A 20321-nucleotide genomic window follows, 5' to 3' on the forward strand; every position below is an offset into this window, starting at 1 on the left:
CCAATGTAGGTGAGCCTTGCCTCATCCGCCACTCGGCGGCCGGCGCTCGCGGCAGGTGCACAGGCGCCGCCCGTTCGGGCGCACGCGCGGCCCGGTGCCGGGCCGACCCCCGTGTAGTAGATTCTCTGACGTCCACGGGTCCGGCAGCGACCTGGGGGCGAGGGGCGGCGCGTCAGTCCGGCAGCGACGACGTGCCAGCCGTGGCCCGACGTCCACAAGCGACGACGGTCCTCCTTCGACCGGAGCGTGCAGGTCGCCACGAGCGACGGTGCACGCCGACCCGAACCGCTCCCGAAAGGCACCTCCACCGCCATGCGCCCCTCCCGCCTCCTCGTCCCCGTGGTCGCCGCCGCCGCCTCCCTCGCCCTGCTCGCCGGGTGCACCGCGGGCGGCTCCGACGCCCCGCGCGGCGGATCCGACGCGACGGTCACCGTGGGCCTCGTGCTCGAGCCCTCCGACCTCGACGTCCGGACCACCTCGGGCATCGCCCTCGACCAGGTGCTGATCGACAACGTCTACCAGGGCCTCGTCGGCCGCACGCAGGACAACGAGATCGTCGACGTGCTGGCCAGCGAGCACACGATCAGCGCGGACGGCCTGACCTACACGTTCACGCTGCAGGACGGCGTGACGTTCCACGACGGCGCCCCGATGACGGCAGCCGACGTCGTGTGGTCGCTGCAGCAGGTCGCCGACGACGAGTCGCTGGCGGGCCACGCCGACCTCGCCTCGGTCGCCGACATCAGCTCCCCCGACGACGACACCGTCGTGCTCACGCTGTCGCAGCCCGACTCGGCTCTGCTGTTCGCGCTGACCGGCCGTGCCGGGCTCGTCCTCGAGCAGGCGGCCACCAACGACCTCTCGACCACCGCCAACGGGACCGGGCCCTTCACGCTCGGCTCGTGGACCCAGGGCGACAACCTCCGCCTCGAGCGGAACGCCGACTACTGGGGCGAGGCGGCCGGCGTCGCCGGGGTCGTGTTCCGCTACGTGACGGACGGCTCGGCCGCGATCAACGCGACGCTCTCGGGCGACCTGGACGTGCAGACGGCGGTCGACGCGACCCTCGCCTCCCAGTTCGACGGCGTCGACGGCATCACGGTCGAGAAGGGCCAGACGACCGACAAGTACACCCTCGCCTTCAACAACGCGGTCGCCCCCTTCACCGACCCGCGGGTGCGCCAGGCGATCCGGATGGCCGTCGACAACGACGCCCTGATCGCGGCCGTCGGCGGCTCGGCCGTCGACCAGGGCGGACCGATCCCCGAGCTCGATCCCGGCTTCGAGGACCTGACGGACGTCGACGCCTACGACCCCGACCAGGCGAAGCAGCTGCTGGCGGAGGCGGGCCACGCCGACGACCTCGACCTCACGCTCGAGTACGCGAACTTCTACCCCGCCGCGATCGGCGACGTGCTCACCACCCAGCTCGCCGACGTCGGCGTCACGCTGACGGTGCAGCAGGTCGACTTCACGACCTGGCTCGACGACGTGCTCGCGCCGCCCGCCGACGGCGGCACGCGCGACTTCCAGCTGAGCATGGTGAACCACGCCGAGACCCACGACTTCTCGAACTGGGCCGACCCGACCTACTACTGGGGCTACGACTCGGCTCCCGTCCAGCAGCTGTACGCCGAGTCGCTGGCCGCGACCGACCCCGAGGTCGCCGCCTCGAAGCTCGCCGAGGCCGCCCGGATCGTCTCGGAGGACGCCCCGGCCGAGTGGCTGTACACCGCCACGACGCTGACGGCCGTGCGCGACGGCGTGACGGGCTTCCCGACGTCGTCCACCAGCACCCGCCTCGACCTGTCCGCGCTGGCCGTCTCGGAGTGACCCGCTTCCTGCTCGGACGCACGGCCCTCTTCGCCCTGGGGCTCGTGGTCGCGAGCGTGCTGATCTTCGCGGCGCTCCGCCTCCTGCCCGGCGACGTGGCGCAGGCGATCGCGGGCACGACGGGCTCGCCCGCCCAGGTCGCGGCGTTGCGCGAGCAGCTCGGCCTCGACAGGCCGATCGTCGCGCAGTACCTCGACTGGGCGGGCGGGCTGCTGCGGCTCGACCTCGGGGAGTCGCTCGTGACCGGCAGCCCCGTCGCCGGCGAGATCGCCGAGAAGCTCGGCGTCACCCTGCCCCTCGCGGGTCTGTCGCTCGTCTTCGGCCTGCTGATCGGAGTGCCCGCGGGTGTCTGGGCCGCGGCCCGGCACCGCCGTCCCGTCGGCCTCGTCGTCGGCCTCGGCTCACAGCTGCTCGCCGCGGTGCCGGCCGTCTGGCTCGGCATGCTCCTCATCGCCCTCTTCGCGGTGACGCTCGGCTGGCTGCCCACCCAGGGCTGGCCCCTCGACGGCTGGCAGGACCCCGGGCGAGCGCTCCGCTCGCTCGTGCTGCCTGCCCTCACGATCGGCATCATCGAGGGTGCGGTGCTGCTGCGCTTCACCCGGTCGGCCGCGATCGGCGCGCTCGACCGGGACTACGTCCGCGCCGCCGCGGCCAAGGGCATGACGCTCGACCGCGCGCTGCTCCGGCACGGCCTGCCGAACGTGATGCTCAGCGTCGTCAGCGTGCTCGGCCTGCAGGTCGTCGGTCTCGTGGTGGGCGCCGTCGTCGTCGAGCAGCTCTTCACGCTGCCCGGTCTCGGACGGATGCTCGTCACCGACGTCGGCCGCCGCGACCTCACCAAGGTCCAGGGCGAGCTGATGACGCTCACCGCGATCGTCCTGTTCGTCGGGCTGCTCGTCGACGTCGCGCACCGTCGGCTCGACCCCCGGCTGCGCGAGGTCGAGCGATGAGGCGCGGCTCGTTCGTGCGCGCCCTGCTGCGCCGACCCCAGGGCGCGGCAGCCGTCGCCTGGCTGGCCCTCGTCGCCCTCGCCGCGGCGGTCAGCCCCTTCTGGACCCCGGCCGACCCGTTCCGCACCGATCCCTACTCGGCCTGGCTGCCCCCGTCGGGAACGCACCTGTTCGGCACCGACGCCGTCGGCCGCGACATCGCCAGCTACGTGATGGCCGCGAGCGGCACCACCGTGGTCGTCGCCGTCTCGGCCGGCCTCCTCGCGCTCGTCGTCGGGCTCGGCCTGGCCGCCCTCGGCTCGCTGACCACCCGCCTCGTGCGCGAGTCGGTCGCCGTGCTGATCGACGTGCTCGTCGCGTTCCCCACCATCCTGGTCGCGATGGCCCTCGCCGCGGCGTTCGGCGGGTCGCTCGGGGTCGTCGTGGTCGCCGCCGGCCTCGGCTACGGGGTGACGATCGCCCGCGTCTCCCGCAGCGAGATCCGCCGGGTCGCCCGGGAGGACTACGTCACCGCCGCCCGCGCGTCGGGCGCCGGGACCGCGACGGTGCTGCTGCGGCACGTGCTGCCGAACATCGCCCCGGTGTTCGTCGTGCAGCTGTCGCTCGCGATGGCGACGTCGATCCTCGCGGAGGCGGGGCTGTCTTTCCTCGGCTACGGTGCGTCGGCCGAGACGGCCTCGTGGGGGCGCCTCCTCGCGGACCTGCAGAAGTTCCTCGGCGTGCACCCGTGGACGATCGTCTGGCCCGGGCTCGCGATCACGCTGACCGTGCTGGCGCTGAACCTGCTGGGCGACGCGGTGCGCGACGCCGCCGACCCGCGCCTCCGCGGAGGCGGGCGACGTGCCGGCCTGTCCGTGGACCCCGGCGCCCCGGCCGCCCCCACGGCCGCGCCTGCCGCTGCCGACTCCCCCGCCGCCTCCCCCGGAGTGACCTCGTGAGCCTCGACGTCGACGACCTGACCGTGACGATCGACGGGCGCCGCGTCGTCGACGGCGTCTCGCTGCACCTCGCCGACGGCGCCCGCCTCGGCCTGATCGGCGAGTCCGGCTCGGGCAAGTCGATGACGACGCTCGCCGTGCTCGGCCTGCTGCCGCCGCAGGCCGTCGTGACGGGCAGCATCCGCCTCGACGGCCGCGAGCTCGTCGGCCTCTCCGACCGGCAGCTCGCCCCGCTGCGGGGAGCGACGATCGCCGCCGTGTTCCAGGACCCGCGCACGGCCCTCGACCCCGTCATGACCATCGGGCGTCAGGTGGCCGAGCCGCTGCGCCTGCACGGCCGCGTCTCGCGGGCCGACGCGCGCCGCCGGGCCGTCGAGGCCCTGGCCGAGGTCGGGCTCGACGAGTCGGTCGCCGACTCCTGGCCGCACCAGCTGTCGGGCGGCCAGCGGCAACGCGCCGTCATCGCGACGGCGCTGATCGCCCGCCCCGCCGTGCTGCTCGCCGACGAGCCCACGACCGCGCTCGACGTGACGACCCAGGCCGAGGTGCTCGCGCTGTTCCGCCGGCTGGTCGACGAACGCGGGGCCTCGCTCCTGTTCGTGACCCACGACCTCGCGGTGCTGGCCCAGGTGGCCGAGGAGGCGGCGGTGCTGTCCCGGGGACGCGTGGTCGAGAGCGGGCCGGTCGCCCGCCTCCTCGGCTCGCCTGCCCACCCCGTGACGCGCGGCCTCGTCGAGGCCACGCGGGCGACGACCTGGAGGGCACCGTGACCGACTCGGACACGCAGCACGTCGACGGAGGCACCGGGCCGCTGCTCAGCGGCCGCGGGCTCTCGCGCACCTTCACGCTGCCCCGCCGATCGCCGCTCCAGCCCGGGCCCGTGCGGCACGCCCTCGTCGAGGCCGACCTCGACGTCGGGCGGGGCGAGAGCGTCGCCCTCATCGGCGAGTCCGGCTCGGGCAAGTCGACCCTGGTGCGCCTCCTGCTCGCGCTCGACCGGCCGACCGCCGGCACCGTGACGTTCGACGGGCGGGAGGTGCGTCCCGACCGCGCGTCGCGCCTCCGCTGGCTGCGCCGCCGCACGGGCGTCGTGCTGCAGGACCCGTACAGCTCGCTCGACCCCCGCATGCGGATCGGCGACGTCGTGGCCGAGCCGCTGCGCCTGCTGCACGTGCCGGGCGACCACGAGCGCAGGGTCGCCGACGTGCTCGACCGTGTCGGACTCGACCCCCAGGGCGTCGACCTCTGGCCGCACGAGCTGAGCGGCGGCCAGCGACAGCGGGTCGCCCTGGCCCGTGCCGTCGTGCACGGCCCCGACCTGCTGGTCGGCGACGAGCCGATGAGCGCGCTCGACGTGACCGTGCGCGCGCAGATCCTCGGCCTGTTGGCCGAGCTGCGCCACGACCTCGGGCTGTCGCTGCTGATCGTCTCGCACGACGTGGGGCTCGTGCAGCACCTCAGCGACCGGGTGGCCGTGCTGCAAGGCGGCCGCATCGTCGAGCAGGGCGCCACCGCCGACGTGCTCGGGCGGCCGCAGCACGACTACACGAAGCGGCTCATCGCGTCCGTGCCGACCCTCGACGGGTCCTGACCGCGCGCCTCACCAGCAGTCGGGGTGCCGCCGCTGCCAGCGCAGCCGGCGCTCGAGCTGCGCGCCGATCGCGAGCAGCACGTCCTCGCGGCCCGGTCGGCCGATCAGCTGGACCCCCGCGGGCAGCCCGTCGACCTCGGCCACCGGCAGCGTGATCGCCGGCAGGCCCGCCACGTTCACGAACGAGGTGAACGGCGACACGAGACACTGCTGCTCGAAGGCCCGCTCGGGGTCGTCGGCGTCGTGCCAGCCGAGAGCCGGCGGCAACAGGGCGAGCGACGGCGTCAGCACGGCGTCGAAGCGGTCGAAGGCCGCGACGACGCTCTGCTCGAAGGCGCTGAGGCCGGCGAGGGCGGCGCCCAGCTCGCGGGCGCCGAGCTCGCGGCCCCGGCGGACGAGCCACGCCGTCATCGGCTCGAGCAGCGCGAAGTCGGCGTCGGTCTCGGCCGGGATGCCCGCCGCTCCGGCCTGCCAGATCGTGCGGAACAGGGCCGGGTAGTTCGGGGCCCCCGGGTCCGAGCCGGGCAGCGTCGCGTCCTCCACACCGTGACCCAGCACATCGAGCTGGTCGGCGGTGTCGCGCAGCACCCCGAGGAGGCGCGGGTCGACCCGGACGTCGTACGCGTCGTCCCACGGGCTGGCCGTCAGCACCCCGAGCTGGAACCGCCCCTCGCCGCGGACGGCGGTGCCGAGCCACGCCCCGTCGGGCGAGCCGGGCGCCCGCAGGGCGAAGTGGTCGCGCGGTGCCCGTCCGTCGGGCGAGACCATGGCGTCGAGCAGCATCGCGGCGTCGGCGACGGTGCGGGCGATCGGGCCGCCGACGGCGAGGCCGCCGAGGCTCGTGATGCCCGACTGGGCCGGCACCCGGCCGCGCGAGGGCTTGAGGCCGACGAGCCCGGTCACGGCGGCGGGGATGCGGATCGAGCCGCCGCCGTCCGAGCCGGGGGCGAACGGCAGCAGGCCGGCGGCGACCGCGGCCGCCGCTCCCCCGCTCGAGCCGCCGGCGCCGAGGTCGCGACGCCAGGGGTTGCGCGTGACGGGACCGACCACCGGCTCGGTGTAGCCCGTGAGGCCGAACTCGGGCGTCGCCGTCTTGCCGAGGCTGACCGCGCCGGCCTCGCCCAGCACCGCGGAGATCTCCGAGTCCTGCTCGGCGACGCGCCCGCGGGAGAGCCGCGAGCCGAGACCGGTCGGCAGGCCCGCACGGTCGGTGAGGTCCTTGTCGGCCAGGGGCAGGCCCCACAGTGGGGCGGTGCTGCGGCCGGCGCGCCCGAGGGCGTCGGCCCGGCCGCGCGCGGCGTCAGCCCCGACCGCGACGAACGCGCCGACGCCGTCGGCGCCTGAGTCGAGCCGGTCGATCCGCGCCAGGTAGTGGTCGGTCAGCTCGCGGGGCGTGACCTCGCCGCGGCGGAGCCAGTCCCACTGCTCCTGGGCGCTCAGGTGGTGGAGTTCGAACACGCCCCCGAGCCTAGGCGCAGGGCACGCGGCCCTCAGGCGCGCGGAGCGGAGTCACGACGACGCCGCTTCTTCAGCGACTTCTGCATCGTGACCGTGCCGAGCCAGCGGCCGAACTTGAACCCGACCCGGCCCATCCGGCCCACCTCGACGAAGCCGAGCCGCGCGTGCAGGGCGATCGAGGCGTCGGCCTTGGCGTCGGCGATGACCGCGATCATCTCGCGGATGCCGGCCTCCCTGCAGGCCTCGACCAGCGCCTCCAGCAGGGCCCGGCCGAGCCCCCGGCCGGTCGCCGCCGCCCGGAGGAAGATCGACGTCTCGACCGTGTACCGGTAGGCGGCCTTGCCGCCCCACGGCGTCGCGTGGGCGTAGCCGAGCACCTCGCCGGCCGGGCTGACCGCCACGAGGAACGGCATGCCGAGCTTCTGCCCGACGGCCGCCTTGCGGCGCCACTCGGCCAGGGTCGTCGCCTTCTCGTCGAAGGTCACGCTCGAGTTCGCGACGTAGTGGGAGTGGATCTCGCGGACGTACGGCAGGTCGGCGGGCTCGAGCGGCCTGATCTCGAACGAGAACTCGGGCTCGGGGGCCGGCGCAGGGCGGAGCCGACGGGGCAGCTGCCGCCTCTGCTGGTATTCCTCCTCGAGCACGTCCCCACTCTGGCACGCCGCCGCCTCGTTCTGCCGCGCTCTGCCGCCTCCTCATTCAGGAACATCGGTCCTGGATCGCGCGGCGGGGGGAACGCGAGTCCTGACCTGTGCACGATGCAGGAGGCGCCGCCCGCGATCTCCTGAACCGCGAAGGAGGCGCGGGTCCGGCACCGAGGAGGCGCGGGCAGACCAGCGAGCTCAGGGCAGATCGGGCAGGCGCCAGTCGACGGGCGTGCCGCCCTGCTGCACGAGCAGCTCGTCGACGCGGCTGAACGGCCGCGACCCGAAGAACCCGCGCGACGCCGACAGCGGGCTCGGGTGCGCCGACTGCACCGTCGGGACGTCGCCGAGCATCGGCACCAGCGACGCCGCGTCGCGACCCCAGAGCAGGCCCGCGAGCGGCCCGCCGCGCGCGGCGAGCACCTCGACGGCGCGCTGGGTGACGGGCTCCCAGCCCTTGCCGCGGTGCGAGCCGGCCTCGCCGGGGCGCACCGTCAGCACGCGGTTGAGCAGCATGACCCCGTTGCGCTGCCACGAGGTGAGGTCGCCGTGCGCGACGGGCGGGTGGCCGAGGTCGTCGTGCAGCTCACGGTAGATGTTCGCGAGGCTGCGCGGCACGGGCCGGACGTCAGGCGCGGTGGCGAACGAGAGCCCGATCGGGTGGCCGGGCGTCGGGTAGGGGTCCTGGCCGACGACGAGCACCTTCACCTCGTCGAGCGGCGTCGTGAAGACACGGAGCACGGCCTCGCCCGCGGGCAGGTAGCCGCGACCGGCGCGCACCTCGGCGCGGAGGTACTCGCCCATGTCGGCGATGAGCGGCGCGACGGGCGCGAGCGCCTCAGCCCAGCTCGGGTGCACCAGGTCGGCGAGCGGGCGCGCGATCACTCCGCGCCCAGCGAGCCGACGGACACGCCGACGACGTCGCCCTGCTCGTCGACCTGCGGCTCCACTCGCCAGACGCTGCCGCGGCCGAGCACGGTCAACGCGCCCTCCCCGACGACGAGGGCGGTGTGCTCGTCGATCGCGACGCCTCCTCGGACCATGCCCGCCTCGGTCGCGGCGACCAGGCGCGTGAGCGTGCCCCACTGGGCGGCGTGCACGTCGACGGCGAGGTCGACGAGGCCGAGGCCCTCGCCGAGCTCGACCTCGTCGAGGTCCTCCGCGGCGTCCTGGGGGCAGACGGGGACGTCGCCGATCAGCCAGCCGCCGAGCAGGGCCCGGTCGGCCGCGATCGCGGCACCGGCCGAGAACCCGACGTACGGCAGGCCGTCGCTGACGAGGAGGCGCACCTGGTCGACCAGCGGAGCCACCGCCTCGAGGTAGGCCGGCGTCAGCCCGCCGCCGACGACGAGGCCGTCGACGTCGCTGAGCACCCGGGTGTCGAAGACGTCGCCTGCCTCGACCACGGTCGTGACGGCCTCGCAGCGGCCGCCGGACGCGATGAGGGCGGGGAACCCGGTGCGCCACTCCTCCGAGGGCGAGTCGTCGGCGACGACGATCAGCACGCCGACCCGCGGGACGTCGCGCCCGACCGCGCGGCCGCGGACCGCCGCCTCGGCGACGAAGAGGTCGTAGAGCCCGGGCTCGTCGGGCGCCCAGCCGCCCCCCACCAGGTGGATGCTCACGAGGCGTCGCCCTGTCCGGCGTCGCGGGTGACGGGAGGCAGGGCGCTCCAGGGGAAGGTGATCCACTGGGAGGTGCGCTTCCAGGTGAAGTCGGGCTCGAGGATCGTCTGGGGCTTGCTGTAGAGGCACACCGTGCGCACCTCGGAGGCGACCTCCGCGAGCAGGTCGCGGACGAGGGCGAGCGTGCGGCCCGAGTCGGAGACGTCGTCGACGACGAGCACGCGCTTGCCCGCCAGCGCCGGGGCGTCGAGCGTCGGGGGCAGCAGCACGGGCTCGGGCAGGCGCTCGTCGACGCCCGTGTAGAACTCCACGTTGATCGACCCGCACATCTTCGTGTCGAGGGCGTACGAGATGGCGCCGGCGAGCACGAGCCCGCCGCGCGCCACGGCGACGATCACGTCGGGCGTGAAATCGGCGGCCACGACGTCGCGGGCGAGGTGCCGGGCGGCCTCGCCGAACTCGAGCCAGCCGAGGACCTCGCGCTCGCCCGACGGTGCGGGACCGGGAGCAGAGGAGGCGGCGGCTGCGGCAGGCGCAGCGGCGTCAGGATCTCCCGCCACGTCGTCCTCCACCACGACGGGGGCCGCTCCGGCCGACGAGGGGTCGAGGTCGGACGGGGCGTCGGGTGAGGAGACCATCCCGCAACCGTACCGGGCCGTGGCGCAGTCGGCGACGCCCGTCGCGGGACGAGACGTCCCTGCCGGTCGGCCCCTGGACCTCGTCGGCAGGCGGGCGAGGAGCGGGCCGACTCAGGGCCCTGAGGTGGCGGGCGGACGAGCCGCTCCGCTCCGTGCGGAGTCGTCCCAGGAACGGCGAGCTCTAGGATCAGCGTCATGAGCGACCCTTCTTCTCCGCTGCCCACGTCCGACCTCACCTCGGCAGCACTCACCGACGAGCAAGGGTCCCTCGCCGACACCGCTCGTGACGAAGTCCAGGCGTTCCTCGCCAGCCCTGCCGAGGGCATCCACGACGCGGCCGCGGCCGCCGTCTTCGCCCTGGAGCACGCCGTCGATGCCCACGTCCCCGTCGCAGACCTCTCGGCGGCTCTCGACGCGAGCCCCGAAGCCGTCCAGGCGATCATCGACCACGACATCGATCTCGAGGCGCTGCACCCCGACAACAACGCCGGCTGACCACGACGCGTCGCCCACGGCCAGCCACCGTCGGCGCAGGTGCACCACGGGCCGGCGTCCAGGCCCCGTCAGCGGTCGGGCTGCTCCCACCGGCCGCCGGGAGGCGCGAACACCGTGTCGACGCCGTCCGACCAGAGCAGCGAGTCGGGTGCGCGGTCAGTGACCCCGGGCAGGCCCGAGTCAGCGACGAGCTCGTCGTCGAGGTCGACCAGCTCGGCGCGGCGCAGCGTCCACGACGCGTGCTCGTTCGGCCAGTAGCGGGTGCGTCCGCCGCGGGCCACGTGCATGCCCCACCGGCCGGTGAGGAAGTCCGCGAGGGGGTCGCCGACCACCTCGTCGGCGAGCGGGCGGACGGCGAGGCGGCTGGACGGCCGCGCTCCGGGGCCGTGGCGGCGGGAGGTGTACTCGACGACGCCTCCTCGTTCTCGTCTCGACATCGACGCCCAGCGGTACGGCAGGCCGAGACCGGCCTGCGCGCCGAGCACCGGCAGCAGCTTCTGCGCCTCGAGGGTGCGGAACACGACGCCGCGGCGGCCGAGGTCGTCGACCGAGTACAGCCGCACGTTCGTCTCGAGGAACGAGCCCGCCCACGGGACTGCGGGCAACGGCCCGAACGCGCTGCCCGAGAGGCGGAACGGGATGAGCCCGACCCACGTAGACCCGTCGTGCACGTCGGGCCGGGTGCCGGGCGGCAGCAGGGGCGCGACCCGCTCGGGCTCCACCCGCCAGTGCGCGAACGCCAGGCCGCCCCAGTGCTGACGCACGAAGGGGCGACGGAGCAGAGGAGGCGCGGCAGCCGACACCGGGGAGGCGTCCAGCGGGGAGGCGGTCATGACGCCACGCTAGCTACCCCTCCGCCGCGCGCACCCAGTCCACGACCATGCGGCTCTCAGCGGGCGTCGTCTCGTCGGGCGAACCCGGCCAGCGGCCGCCGACGGCGAGGGAGAACAGCACATGGAACGGCTGCGTGAACACCCACCGCAGCCCGTCCGGCGCGGACGCGCGGTCGACGCGCTGCACCTCTTCGTCGTCGATCGTCCAGGTGACGGCGTCGACGGTGCGCGTCACCGCGAAGACGTGGAAGTCGTCGGACAGGGGGACGTCGTGGACCGCGTCTCCCCCTGCCTGCGCGTCGGTGGTCGGCGCCGTGAGCGTGCCGCCGTGCAGCAGGTGCGTCGAGGTGCCGGTCGAGAACGGGGTCTCGACGACGTCGACCTCGCCGGCGGCCGGCCAGCCGACGGTGTCGACCGAGTCGCCGAGCAGCCAGAAGGCAGGCAGCAGGCCGGTGCCGTCGGGCAGCCGGACGCGTGCCGCGACCGTGCCGGCCCCGAACGACCGCTTCGTCTGCGTCGTGATCCGACCGGAGGTGGCCGAGCCGTCGGCGCCGACGGTCGCGGTGATCACGAGGTGCCCGTCGCCGTCCAGCACGGCCGCGTCGGCCGTGTACGTCTGCAGCTCGTCGTTGCCCCAGCCGCCCGCACCGGTCTGCGCCGTCCACGACGCCGCGTCCGGCGGCGTGCCCGCGGGGCCGTCGAAGTCCTCGGTCCAGGTCGCGTCGCCGAGCGGGGCCTCGATGCCGGTCGCGGCGCGCACCACCGGCACGACGACGGAGGCGCCCACCAGGACGAGGGCGAGCACGCCCGAGCCGGCGGCGACGACGCCCGCGACCACGGCAGGGCGCGCCGCGAGGCGGCCGGCGCGCCGGGCGACTCGGCGGCCGACCGGGCCGTCGTCCCCGCGGCCAGCGTGGCGACTCACGACGCCTGGTCCGCCGTGCCGACTCCCAGGGCGTCGAGCAGCGCGACCGGCTCGGTCAGCACCCGCCGCGCGGCCCGCTCGACGACCTCCGGCGACGGGGCGCCCGCCCCGAGCGCGACGGTCACCTGCACCACCCCGTCGACGATGAGCAGCTGCACGCTGACCGCGCCGGGGCCGACCGGGTCGACGGCGTACGCCGCCTCGGCGGGGCGGCCGTCGCGGACCCACGGCAGGCGCTGGATCGAGCGGACGACGCCGACCGAGCTGAGCGAGACGCGCGCGGGGACGCTGCCGGGACGGGCCGCGGAGGGACCTGGTCCGCCGGACGCCGTCGGCGGGGCGGATCGGCGCGGCCTCAGCGTCTCGCGTGCGGCACCGATCGCGAGGGCGGCGAGCGGCCGTCCCGACGACACGGTCGCCCGCAGGGCCCGCTCCACGGCGAGGGCGTCCAGGCCGCCGCCGATCGGCAGGGCGGTGACGAAGTTGCCGGGCACCTGGTCGTCTCCGTCGAGCCACTGCCGCACGTCGTAGACGACGTCGCTCAGCGGGTCGAGGTCGACCCCCTCGTCGAGCAGGGCACGGCGGAGCATCACGAGCACCGCGGCGGCGAACGACGGGGCCGGGTCGACCTCGCGGAGGCGGCGGCGGAGCACCCGGTACGCCTCGACGGTGCCCTCCGCACGGACGACCACCACGCGGTGCGGGGCCGGGCCGCCCGCGGACGGAGACGGAGCGGAGCGGGCCGCGTCGACGTGGGCGTCGTGCCGCGCCTCGGCCCGGGACGCGGGCGTCAGAGCGCCTCCGCGGCTGGTGCCCCGGCTGGCGACGAGACCGAGCACACGACGCGGGTGGCGCACGAAGGTCGCGACGAGGGCCGACACGAGCGGACGTCGCGCCCCGACCGCGGTGATCCACTCGGGCATGGCCGAGCCCGCGGCGAGGTCGATGAGCGCGCCGGGCAGGGCCGCGGTGAAGCGGGCGTCGACCACGGCGTGGTCGTAGACGGCGAGGAGGTGCTGGCCGGAGAGCACGAACTGCACCGGCAGCGAGCGGTCGACCCGGTCGGCGAGCGCCGAGAGCGCCGCGGACGCGTCGAGCCGGCCGAGCTCGCCGGTCTCGTCGACGACGACCATGCGCTGGACGGCCGCGTCGAGCCGGGTCGCGTCCCAGGTCCAGTGGCCGGGCCGGCCGGGGAGCAGCCCGACGCGCGCGTCCGGCCCGACGGAGGCGACGCGTCGGAGCGCCGCCACGAGCGCGTCGCGGGTCGGCAGCTCGAGCGGGCCGAGCCGGCTGAGCACGTGCCAGGAGGCGGCGAGGCGGTCGAGGGGCGGCATCCTGAGCTGGCGGGGAGCCTCCGGGACGTCGTGGGGGCGGGGCTGCGTGACGGTCACGATCGGTCCTGTCGGTCGGGGGCGGCGGGGGTGGTGCCCTCGAGCACCCAGAGCTGGACGCCGCCGTCGTCGACGACGCTCGTCCAGCGGGCGTCGCTGTCGAGCTGGTCGGCGAACCGGTCGAGGGCGCCCTCGGGGTAGAGGCCGTACAGGTCGCCGTAGTCGCGCATCTGCTGGGTCAGGAGGAGGTAGGTGGGCTCCCCCTCGAACACGAGGTCGCTCGTGAGCTCGCGCTCGACGGCGGGGTCGTCGAACGGCTCGCCGAGCCAGCCCTCCCAGGTCGTCATGCTCGCGTCGTAGAGCGGGTCGGCCGCGGCCTGGGCGACGTAGTCGCCGACCATGCGGCCGGGGCCCACGGGGACGGGGCTGAGGAGGCGGGACGGGACGGGCATGGTCCGCAGCAGCTCGCTGCCGACCTCGACGGCGCGCGGCTGCACGACGTTGGCGAACCAGCCGCCGTAGTAGGCCTGGGCGCTGCCGAGGGCGGCGGCGACCACCAGCACGGCGGCGACGAGCGGGACCACGGCGCAGGGAGCGCCGGGCGCACGCGGGACGAGGAGGCGCGTCACCAGCGGCGCGACGAGCACGACGCAGCCGGGCAGCGAGTAGAGGTACACCCGGAAGAGGGCCTCTCCCCCGTAGCTCTGGCCGGCGAGCAGGCCGAAGGGCGCGAAGGCGAGCACCGCCGCGACGAGCACGTGCTGGCGTCGCGCCACGGCTCGCGGGTCGAGCCGACGGTCGACGACGCGGGACGCTCCTCGGCGGAGGCGCCCGGCCAGCAGCCCGTGGCCCGCGACGCCCCCGGCGAGCGCCCACAGCGCGACCGCGGTGCCGCGTGCAGCGAGGGAGGTGACGGTCTGGCCGGTGCTGCCCGCCCCGGTCTGCGGCGTCCGGGCGTTGGCCAGCGGGTCGGCCCCGGAGAACAGCGCCGACGAGCCGAGGTCGGCCGTGTGCAGCAGCAGCCAGCCCCCGGCGGCGAGCCCGAACGCGAGGCCGAGCCATCTCGGGCGGACGACGCCGAGCGCGCCGAGGGCGAGCGCGGCGAGGACGAGCCAGTACGGCGTGAGCTGGTGGGTCACGACGACGGCTGCGAAGGGCACGACGGCGAGCAGCCCGAGCGCCGGGCGACGACGGCTGTGCACGAGCAGGACGAGCACGCCGAGCGCGAGGACCCAGCCGACGGCCTGCGGCGACAGGTAGTCCTGCCCCACCCAGCCCAGCGCCTGGGCGAGGAACGCGGCCACGAAGGCCTGGCGGTGGGTCTGCCCGAGGCCCCGGGCGAGCGAGAACACGGCGAGGACGGCGAAGGCCTGGACGAGGACGGCGAACCACTGGGCCAGAGCGATCGGCGTGGTCCCCGTGACCGTGCAGAACCAGGCGACGGCACTGAAGGCCCCCGGCCAGCCGCCGTAGATGTCGACCCCGGTGGCGACCGACCCGTGCTGCTGGAGGTAGTCGATCACCCCCAGGTGCTTGTACGTCCAGCCGTAGATCGGCTCGGCGGTGCCGAGCGCGGTGGGCAGCCTCAGGCAGGCGAGCGACACGGCGAGCGCCAGCACCCGGTCGGAGGCACGTCGGCCCCGCAGGGCGAGGACCGCAGCCACGGCCGACAGGGCGATCGACGCCGGGACCCCGGGCACCGTGCTGACCAGGAGACCGAGGGTGGTGTGCCGTGAGTCGGGGATCGCGGGGAGGGACCCGAGGCAGAGGGCCGCGGCGACGGCCATCAGGAGGCGGGCGGGCGTGAGGTGCGCACGGACCGGCGCGGAGGTGCGGGCGACGCGAGCGGCGCGGGCGACGCGCCCCGGGACGGTGCGCCGCGCCTCCTCGTCCCGTCGGGCGCCCAGCGCTGCGGGACGATCGAGCAGGTCGGTCACGAGGCGGTCCCGCCGACGACCCGCGCGACCCGCCGACCGCTGCCGGCCCTCAGCCGCGCGAGGCGGAGGGCGCCCGCGACGACGAGCGCGACCCCTAGGCCGGCGAGCACGAGCCGTGGCGACCACAGCCCGGCCGTCGCGGCCGCCGTCGTGAGCAGGACGATCAGGGAGAGCCCGGTGACGGGCACGACGACGGCCGCGGCCGAGCGACGAAGGCGCAGCCACGAGGCGAGGACCGCTCCCGGGCCGATCAGCACGGCTGCCGCGACGAGGGGCAGCTGGAGCCAGGACGGCAGCTGCCCGGGCGCGGCGACGAGGGCGGCCGCCCCGGAGAGCACGGCGGCACGAGCGGCGAGACGGCGCACGTCGGCCTCGGAGCGGACCGTTGCCGTGGCCGTGGCCGTGGCCGGAGCAGAACTCGCGGCCGTGGTGCGGGGGCCGCGCGCCTCGGCAGCCGGACCGCCGTCGTGGTCGTCGGCCGCCGCCTCATCGGCCTCGCGGCGTGCGACCGCCCGCAGCTCGCGGCGGTACAGGCCGGGTCCGCGCAGCACGCTGGCGAGCTCGAGCCAGCCGATCCGCGACACCTCGCGGGCGAGCTCGGCGGCCGCGACCGCCTCGGCGCGGGCCCGGGCGACGGCCTCGGGCGTGGCTGTCTCGCCGGCGGACACCGCCATGTCGGGCTGGGCGAGGCCGCCTCCGCCCTTGGAGAGCAGGCGCACCAGCGCCCGCGGGGCCCGGGTCGCCGCCTTCCGCCGCATGGGGCCGTCGGCGGCGACCTTCGTCAGCCAGGCCCCGAGACCGGTGCCGTAGCCGACCGACTGCTTGCGCAGGGCGGCCACGTCCGACCGGTGACGGTGCCAGACGAGCGCGGACGGCTCCACGACGAGCGCGTACCCGGCGAAGAGGGTGCGGGCGAAGACGTCGAGGTCCTCTCCCCCGTTCGTCGGCGTGCCGACGCCGAGGGCGCGGTCGAAGCCGCCGAGCTCGCGGGCAGCGGCCCGGGTGAGCGCGAAGTTCGCGCCGGTGCCGAACTCGCCGACCGAGAAGGGGAACATCGGCAGGTCGCGCGGCTGCTCGGCGAGGCGGTAGACGGCCGTGCGGACGTTGCCGGCCCACGAGACCCGGTCGTCGAAGTAACGCTGCACGGGCGTCCGCAGCTCGCCGCTCGGCACGAGGCCGGAGACGAGGGCGACGTCGGGGGCGAGGGCGAACCCGGCCTCGAGACGCCGCAGCCACCACCGGTCGACGACCACGTCGTCGTCGGTGAAGGCGACCAGGTCGCCGGTGACGTGGCGGAGGGCCGCGTTCCGGGCGTTCGAGATGCCGGGTCGCGGCTCGGAGACGAGTGTGACCCTGGCGTCGTCGAACTCGGTCTCGACGAGGCGGCGCGTGTCGTCGGTGCGCGACGCGTTGTCGACCACCACGACGTCGAAGGACGGGTGGTCGAGCGCGAGCACGCTCGTCAAGGCCGACCGGAGGTCGTCGGGGCGGTCCCGGGTGCAGATGACCACCGTGACACGCGACAGCCGCGTGGGCTCGGCGACGTCCTCGACCCGGGGAAGCGCGCGGAGCCCCTCCCGGAGCACCGCCACGTCGACCGTGCCGCCGACGACGGGCGCCTCGACGAAGCCGAGCACGGTGTGCCGACGGCGGAGGAGGAACCGCGCCGTGGCGTAGCCCTCGTGGTCGGCGAGGCGGAAGCGGTCGAGGGGCGTGTACGCCACCTCCGCCGCGTCCAGCTCGCCGACCCAGACGGCGCCGCTCCAGGCGGGCCCGACGGGGCTGGACATCGGACGGGTGAGCAGGCCGTGGGTCACGAGGCCACCTCCAGGACACGGCGCGAACGCGCCAGGCCGACGACGCCGACGACCGCGAGGCCGAGGGTGACGCCGAGGACGAGGACGGCGACGCCGACGGCGCCCCCGGCACCGGCGGCCAGGACGGCCCCGGGGACGAGCACGGCGGTGGACGCCACGCTGCAGATGAGGACGGGGGTCGTCCGGCGTCGAGCACGCTGCTGCGAGCCCCATACCTCGTAGGCCGTGCGGACGACGGAGGCGCCGGCCAGCAGGGCGAGGACGAGCGACCCCTCGGGGGTCGCGTAGAACGGCCCGAGCAGCGAGAGCAGCAGGGGCGAGGCCACGACGAGGCAGGTGGCCGCGACCGCGACGACGCCGAGCACGACGAGCCAGGTGCGGAACGCGACGGCGCCGACGAGGCCCTGCTCGCTCGACGCGTGGGCGATGAGCGACGTGCCCACGCTGACGACGACGAGATCGAGCACGAGGCCGATCTGGAAGCAGAGGGCGAAGAGCGCCCCCTCCGAGGCCCCCGCGAAGGTCGTGACCACGAAGGGCAGGAGGAGCGCGCCCCCCATGTACAGGCCGTTGGCCGTGCCGTCGCGCAGGACGAAGGCACGGAACGACCGGCGCTCGGGCTCGTTGAGCGCGAGGGGCTCCCGGTCGCCGACCACGACGCCCAGGCGGCGCGGGACGAGCACGCCCCACGCGATCGCGACCGCGACGGTCGCGGGCAGCAGCGCCGCCACCACGATGGGCGAGCCGAGCGTGCCGAGGGCCACCACGACGACCGGCAGCACCGCGAGCTTCGCGACGTTGACCGGGCCGTTCATGACGAGCAGCCACTTGGCCGCGCCGAGGGCCGTGAGCACCGGGTCCTTGAGGACGAAGGCGGTCCAGACGACGACCGCCAGAGCCACGGCCACGACGGTCGCGACCGGCGAAGCGCCCGGGTCGACCAGGGCCGCGACCCCGAGCCCTGCACCGAGGCCGGCGAGCAGCGCCACGAGGGCCGCGATCGCCAGCCCCAGCCGCAGGGCCGAGGCCCCGTGCCGCCCGTCGCTCGAGATCGTGACGAGCAGCGCGTTGCCGACCCCACTCGACGCGATGGCCGCGGCCGCCGTCACGGCCGAGTAGACGGCCGTGTCGACGCCGAGGCGCTCGGGCGAGACGGTGCGGGCCGCGACGATCCAGAAGACGAAGCCGGCGCCGGAGGTGACGGCGTAGCCGCTGAGGATCCAGAGGGAGTCGCGCGTGACGCGACGTCCGACGGACGGCCGGGGAGGCGCCTCCTGGGCAAGACGAGGAGCGACGCCCGCCGGGGCCGCGCCGACGAGGGGCGCCGGGCTCACCGGCCGGCCCGCTCGAGGAGGTCGGCCGTCTCGGCGATCGAGCCCGCGCCTCCCAGGCGTGCGCCCGCGACCGTGCCGAGGGCCCAGCCGGCCACGGTGGCCGCCACGCAGGCGACGATCGCGGCCGCACGACGCAGCCCGCCGCGGCCCGCGAGGCCGAGCTCGCGCAGCACGGCGCCCGGCAGGGTGCGCGAGAGGTAGTGCGACTCAGTCGACAGCGAGTCCTCCCGGCCGAGCTCCCGGGCGAGGGCGGCCTTCGACACGCCCTCGAAGAAGCCGCGGCGCAGGAGGTACGACCACGTCACGCGGTCGGGCGTCACCCGGTGCTGCACGAGCGCTGCGGGTCGGAGCACGATGCGCGCGTCGGGGTCGTCCTGGCGGAGGCGGATGCAGAGCTGCGTCTCCTCGCAGCCGAGCGGGATGCGCCCGACGCGACCGGTGTCGAGGTCGAAGCCGCCCGCCTGGACCAGGTCCCAGCGGCGGAACGCCATCGTGCAGCCGAGCACGTTGCGGACGTCGGCGTCCCCCTCGGGCAGGCCGGCGTAGCTGCAGCCCACCACCCAGAGCAGCTCGTCGCTGTAGAAACGACGGCCTCCCACGGGCCAGACCGGCTCGGCACGGCCGCCGACGCCCACGACGTCGAGGTCGACGAAGGGCTCGACCAGCAGGCGGACCCAGTCGGGCTCCGCGACGGCGTCGTCGTCGAGGAACGCGACGACGTCGCCCGAGGCCTCGAGGACGCCGGCGTTGCGGGCCCCGGAGAGGCCGCGCCGCTGGGCGTTCTCCACGATCACGACGTCGTCCCAGCGGGCCAGGGCGAGGGCGAGGAGCTCGGGCGCGTGGTCGATCACGAGGACGACCTCGTCCGCCTCGGGCTGTGCCCGCACGGACTCGATCGACGCCTGGAGGTCGTCCCAGCGGCGCGTCGTGTAGGCGCACACGACGACGCTGACGCGCTGCGTCCAGCCGTTCACGCGACGATCCTGGCGGAGGAGGGGGCGGTGGCGCCCACGGCGTCGACGACGGTCGCGGCCGCGGGGGTCAGGGCCGCGGCGGTGACGGGTGCGGGAGCGAGTGCCGGGAGGCGGACGGCACGCCCGCGCCCCCGCTCGGCGAGGATCGTGCGCAGGACGCGGAGCCCGTCGCTCACGGCGTCGAGGTTGCTCTCGCCGTGGATGCGGGGCAGCTCGACGCTCGGGACCTCGGCGACCCGCAGGCCGGCGGTGGCGACGCGGCAGTTGATGATCGTCTCGATCTCGAAGCCGTCACCCCAGAGCATGCGGCCGCCGGTCGGCGCGGGCGCACTGCTCGGCACGAGGTCGAGCACCGGCACGACATGGGCCCAGAAGGCGTTGTAGCCGTAGCAGAGGTCGGTGTACCGGGTGCCGAGCAGGACGTTCGTCACGGTGTTGAGGAACCAGTTGCCGAGGCGGCGGACTCCCGTGATGTCGTCGCTCCCGCCGCCGGGGACGAACCGGCTGCCCTTGGCGACGTCCGCGCCGGCGAGCAGGGCGTCGACGAAACGAGGGATCTCCGCGGCGTCGGCGGAGCCGTCCGCGTCGAACATCACGACGACGTCGCCCGTGGCGGCCTCGAAGCCCCGGGCGAGGGCCGCGCCCTTGCCCCGGCGGGTCTCGGTCAGCACGACGATGTCGGGCATGACACGGCGGGCCGTCGCGACGGTGTCGTCGACCGAGTTGCCGTCGACGAGGATCACCTCGTGCACGGCCGGGAGGGTCGGGAGGACGGCCTCGAGGTTGCGGGCCTCGTTGCGGGCGGGGACGACGATCGAGATGCGGGGGACGGCGGGGAGGGAGGGGACTGCGGGGACGTGCGGCGTGGAGCGCAAGGGTCGGGTCCTCTGGGGTAGGCGGACGCGTCGGGGCGCGCCGGACCGCGGCGCGGGGAGGCGCCACGGACCGACGCGATCCGCGCGGCGACGAGGGATCACTCGGGACGGAGGCCGCGCCTC

General features: G+C 75.5%; 19 protein-coding genes. 6 read left to right on the forward strand and 13 right to left on the reverse strand.

Annotated elements, in window-relative coordinates; translation table 11 throughout:
* Nucleotides 1–312 precede the first annotated feature (312 nt).
* From EDF20_RS03315 to EDF20_RS03335, 5 genes are read left to right on the forward strand one after another with little or no spacing between them, the layout of a single operon-like run.
* Nucleotides 313–1833, forward strand: coding sequence for an ABC transporter substrate-binding protein (locus EDF20_RS03315; RefSeq protein WP_133737688.1), 1521 nt, complete (start codon nucleotides 313–315; stop codon nucleotides 1831–1833).
* A complete protein-coding gene (locus EDF20_RS03320) occupies nucleotides 1830–2783 on the forward strand; it encodes an ABC transporter permease (protein ID WP_133737689.1) in 954 nt (317 codons plus the stop codon). The genes EDF20_RS03315 and EDF20_RS03320 overlap by 4 nt, the downstream gene beginning before the upstream one ends.
* Nucleotides 2780–3721: an ABC transporter permease gene (locus tag EDF20_RS03325; RefSeq protein ID WP_133737690.1), complete on the forward strand. Its 942-nt coding sequence runs from the start codon at nucleotides 2780–2782 to the stop codon at nucleotides 3719–3721. Before EDF20_RS03320 ends, EDF20_RS03325 begins: the two co-directional genes overlap by 4 nt.
* The gene (locus EDF20_RS03330) at nucleotides 3718–4491 is read left to right on the forward strand and encodes an ABC transporter ATP-binding protein (protein WP_133737691.1); all 774 of its coding nucleotides are present in this window, start codon (nucleotides 3718–3720) and stop codon (nucleotides 4489–4491) included. The genes EDF20_RS03325 and EDF20_RS03330 overlap by 4 nt, the downstream gene beginning before the upstream one ends.
* Nucleotides 4488–5312: an ATP-binding cassette domain-containing protein gene (locus EDF20_RS03335; RefSeq protein WP_243833352.1), complete on the forward strand. Its 825-nt coding sequence runs from the start codon at nucleotides 4488–4490 to the stop codon at nucleotides 5310–5312. Before EDF20_RS03330 ends, EDF20_RS03335 begins: the two co-directional genes overlap by 4 nt.
* 9 nt (nucleotides 5313–5321) lie before the next feature.
* Here EDF20_RS03335 and EDF20_RS03340 read toward each other — a convergent pair whose 3' ends face one another.
* The 5 genes from EDF20_RS03340 to EDF20_RS03360 all read right to left on the reverse strand — a co-directional run bounded on the left by EDF20_RS03340 (nucleotide 5322) and on the right by EDF20_RS03360 (nucleotide 9677).
* Complete coding sequence (locus EDF20_RS03340; RefSeq protein WP_133737692.1) at nucleotides 5322–6770, reverse strand: amidase; 1449 nt, start codon at nucleotides 6768–6770, stop codon at nucleotides 5322–5324.
* Nucleotides 6771–6802: 32 nt separating this feature from the next.
* On the reverse strand, nucleotides 6803–7414 hold the full coding sequence (locus EDF20_RS03345; protein WP_123546368.1) for a GNAT family N-acetyltransferase: 612 nt from the start codon (nucleotides 7412–7414) through the stop codon (nucleotides 6803–6805).
* A 198-nt stretch (nucleotides 7415–7612) separates the two neighbouring features.
* Nucleotides 7613–8299, reverse strand: coding sequence for a uracil-DNA glycosylase (locus EDF20_RS03350; protein ID WP_133737693.1), 687 nt, complete (start codon nucleotides 8297–8299; stop codon nucleotides 7613–7615).
* Nucleotides 8296–9039 carry a Type 1 glutamine amidotransferase-like domain-containing protein gene (locus EDF20_RS03355; protein WP_243833353.1) on the reverse strand — a complete coding sequence of 248 codons (744 nt, stop codon included), beginning with the start codon at nucleotides 9037–9039 and terminating at the stop codon, nucleotides 8296–8298. The genes EDF20_RS03350 and EDF20_RS03355 overlap by 4 nt, the downstream gene beginning before the upstream one ends.
* Nucleotides 9036–9677, reverse strand: a complete 642-nt coding sequence (locus EDF20_RS03360) for a phosphoribosyltransferase (RefSeq protein WP_133737694.1) — start codon at nucleotides 9675–9677, stop codon at nucleotides 9036–9038. Before EDF20_RS03360 ends, EDF20_RS03355 begins: the two co-directional genes overlap by 4 nt.
* Nucleotides 9678–9872: 195 nt before the next feature.
* Here EDF20_RS03360 and EDF20_RS03365 point away from each other — a divergent pair, with 195 nt between their 5' ends.
* The gene (locus EDF20_RS03365) at nucleotides 9873–10172 is read left to right on the forward strand and encodes a hypothetical protein (protein ID WP_123546371.1); all 300 of its coding nucleotides are present in this window, start codon (nucleotides 9873–9875) and stop codon (nucleotides 10170–10172) included.
* 68 nt (nucleotides 10173–10240) lie between these two features.
* On the opposite strand, the gene EDF20_RS03370 is transcribed toward EDF20_RS03365, so the two are convergent.
* Genes EDF20_RS03370 through EDF20_RS03405 form a run of 8 tightly spaced genes read right to left on the reverse strand, consistent with a single transcriptional unit; the run spans nucleotide 10241 to nucleotide 20198 of the window.
* The gene (locus tag EDF20_RS03370; protein WP_133737695.1) at nucleotides 10241–11005 is read right to left on the reverse strand and encodes a DUF2071 domain-containing protein; all 765 of its coding nucleotides are present in this window, start codon (nucleotides 11003–11005) and stop codon (nucleotides 10241–10243) included.
* Nucleotides 11006–11018: 13 nt separating this feature from the next.
* Nucleotides 11019–11930 (reverse strand): glycoside hydrolase family 16 protein, encoded by a 912-nt coding sequence (locus EDF20_RS03375; RefSeq protein ID WP_133737696.1) that lies wholly within the window; start codon nucleotides 11928–11930, stop codon nucleotides 11019–11021.
* The gene (locus EDF20_RS03380) at nucleotides 11927–13321 is read right to left on the reverse strand and encodes a hypothetical protein (protein ID WP_133737697.1); all 1395 of its coding nucleotides are present in this window, start codon (nucleotides 13319–13321) and stop codon (nucleotides 11927–11929) included. Before EDF20_RS03380 ends, EDF20_RS03375 begins: the two co-directional genes overlap by 4 nt.
* Entirely contained in the window at nucleotides 13318–15198 is a 1881-nt protein-coding gene (locus EDF20_RS03385; protein ID WP_133737698.1) for a hypothetical protein, read from the reverse strand. Before EDF20_RS03385 ends, EDF20_RS03380 begins: the two co-directional genes overlap by 4 nt.
* Nucleotides 15195–17015 (reverse strand): glycosyltransferase family 2 protein, encoded by a 1821-nt coding sequence (locus tag EDF20_RS03390; protein ID WP_133737699.1) that lies wholly within the window; start codon nucleotides 17013–17015, stop codon nucleotides 15195–15197. Before EDF20_RS03390 ends, EDF20_RS03385 begins: the two co-directional genes overlap by 4 nt.
* Entirely contained in the window at nucleotides 17012–18349 is a 1338-nt protein-coding gene (locus tag EDF20_RS03395; protein WP_133737700.1) for a hypothetical protein, read from the reverse strand. Before EDF20_RS03395 ends, EDF20_RS03390 begins: the two co-directional genes overlap by 4 nt.
* Nucleotides 18346–19323, reverse strand: a complete 978-nt coding sequence (locus tag EDF20_RS03400) for a glycosyltransferase family 2 protein (RefSeq protein WP_133737701.1) — start codon at nucleotides 19321–19323, stop codon at nucleotides 18346–18348. The genes EDF20_RS03395 and EDF20_RS03400 overlap by 4 nt, the downstream gene beginning before the upstream one ends.
* Entirely contained in the window at nucleotides 19320–20198 is an 879-nt protein-coding gene (locus tag EDF20_RS03405; protein ID WP_208292569.1) for a glycosyltransferase family 2 protein, read from the reverse strand. Before EDF20_RS03405 ends, EDF20_RS03400 begins: the two co-directional genes overlap by 4 nt.
* Nucleotides 20199–20321 lie beyond the last annotated feature (123 nt).

Origin of the sequence: Frigoribacterium sp. PhB116 (assembly GCF_004364285.1) — a bacterium.
Classification (GTDB): Bacteria; Actinomycetota; Actinomycetes; order Actinomycetales; family Microbacteriaceae; genus Frigoribacterium.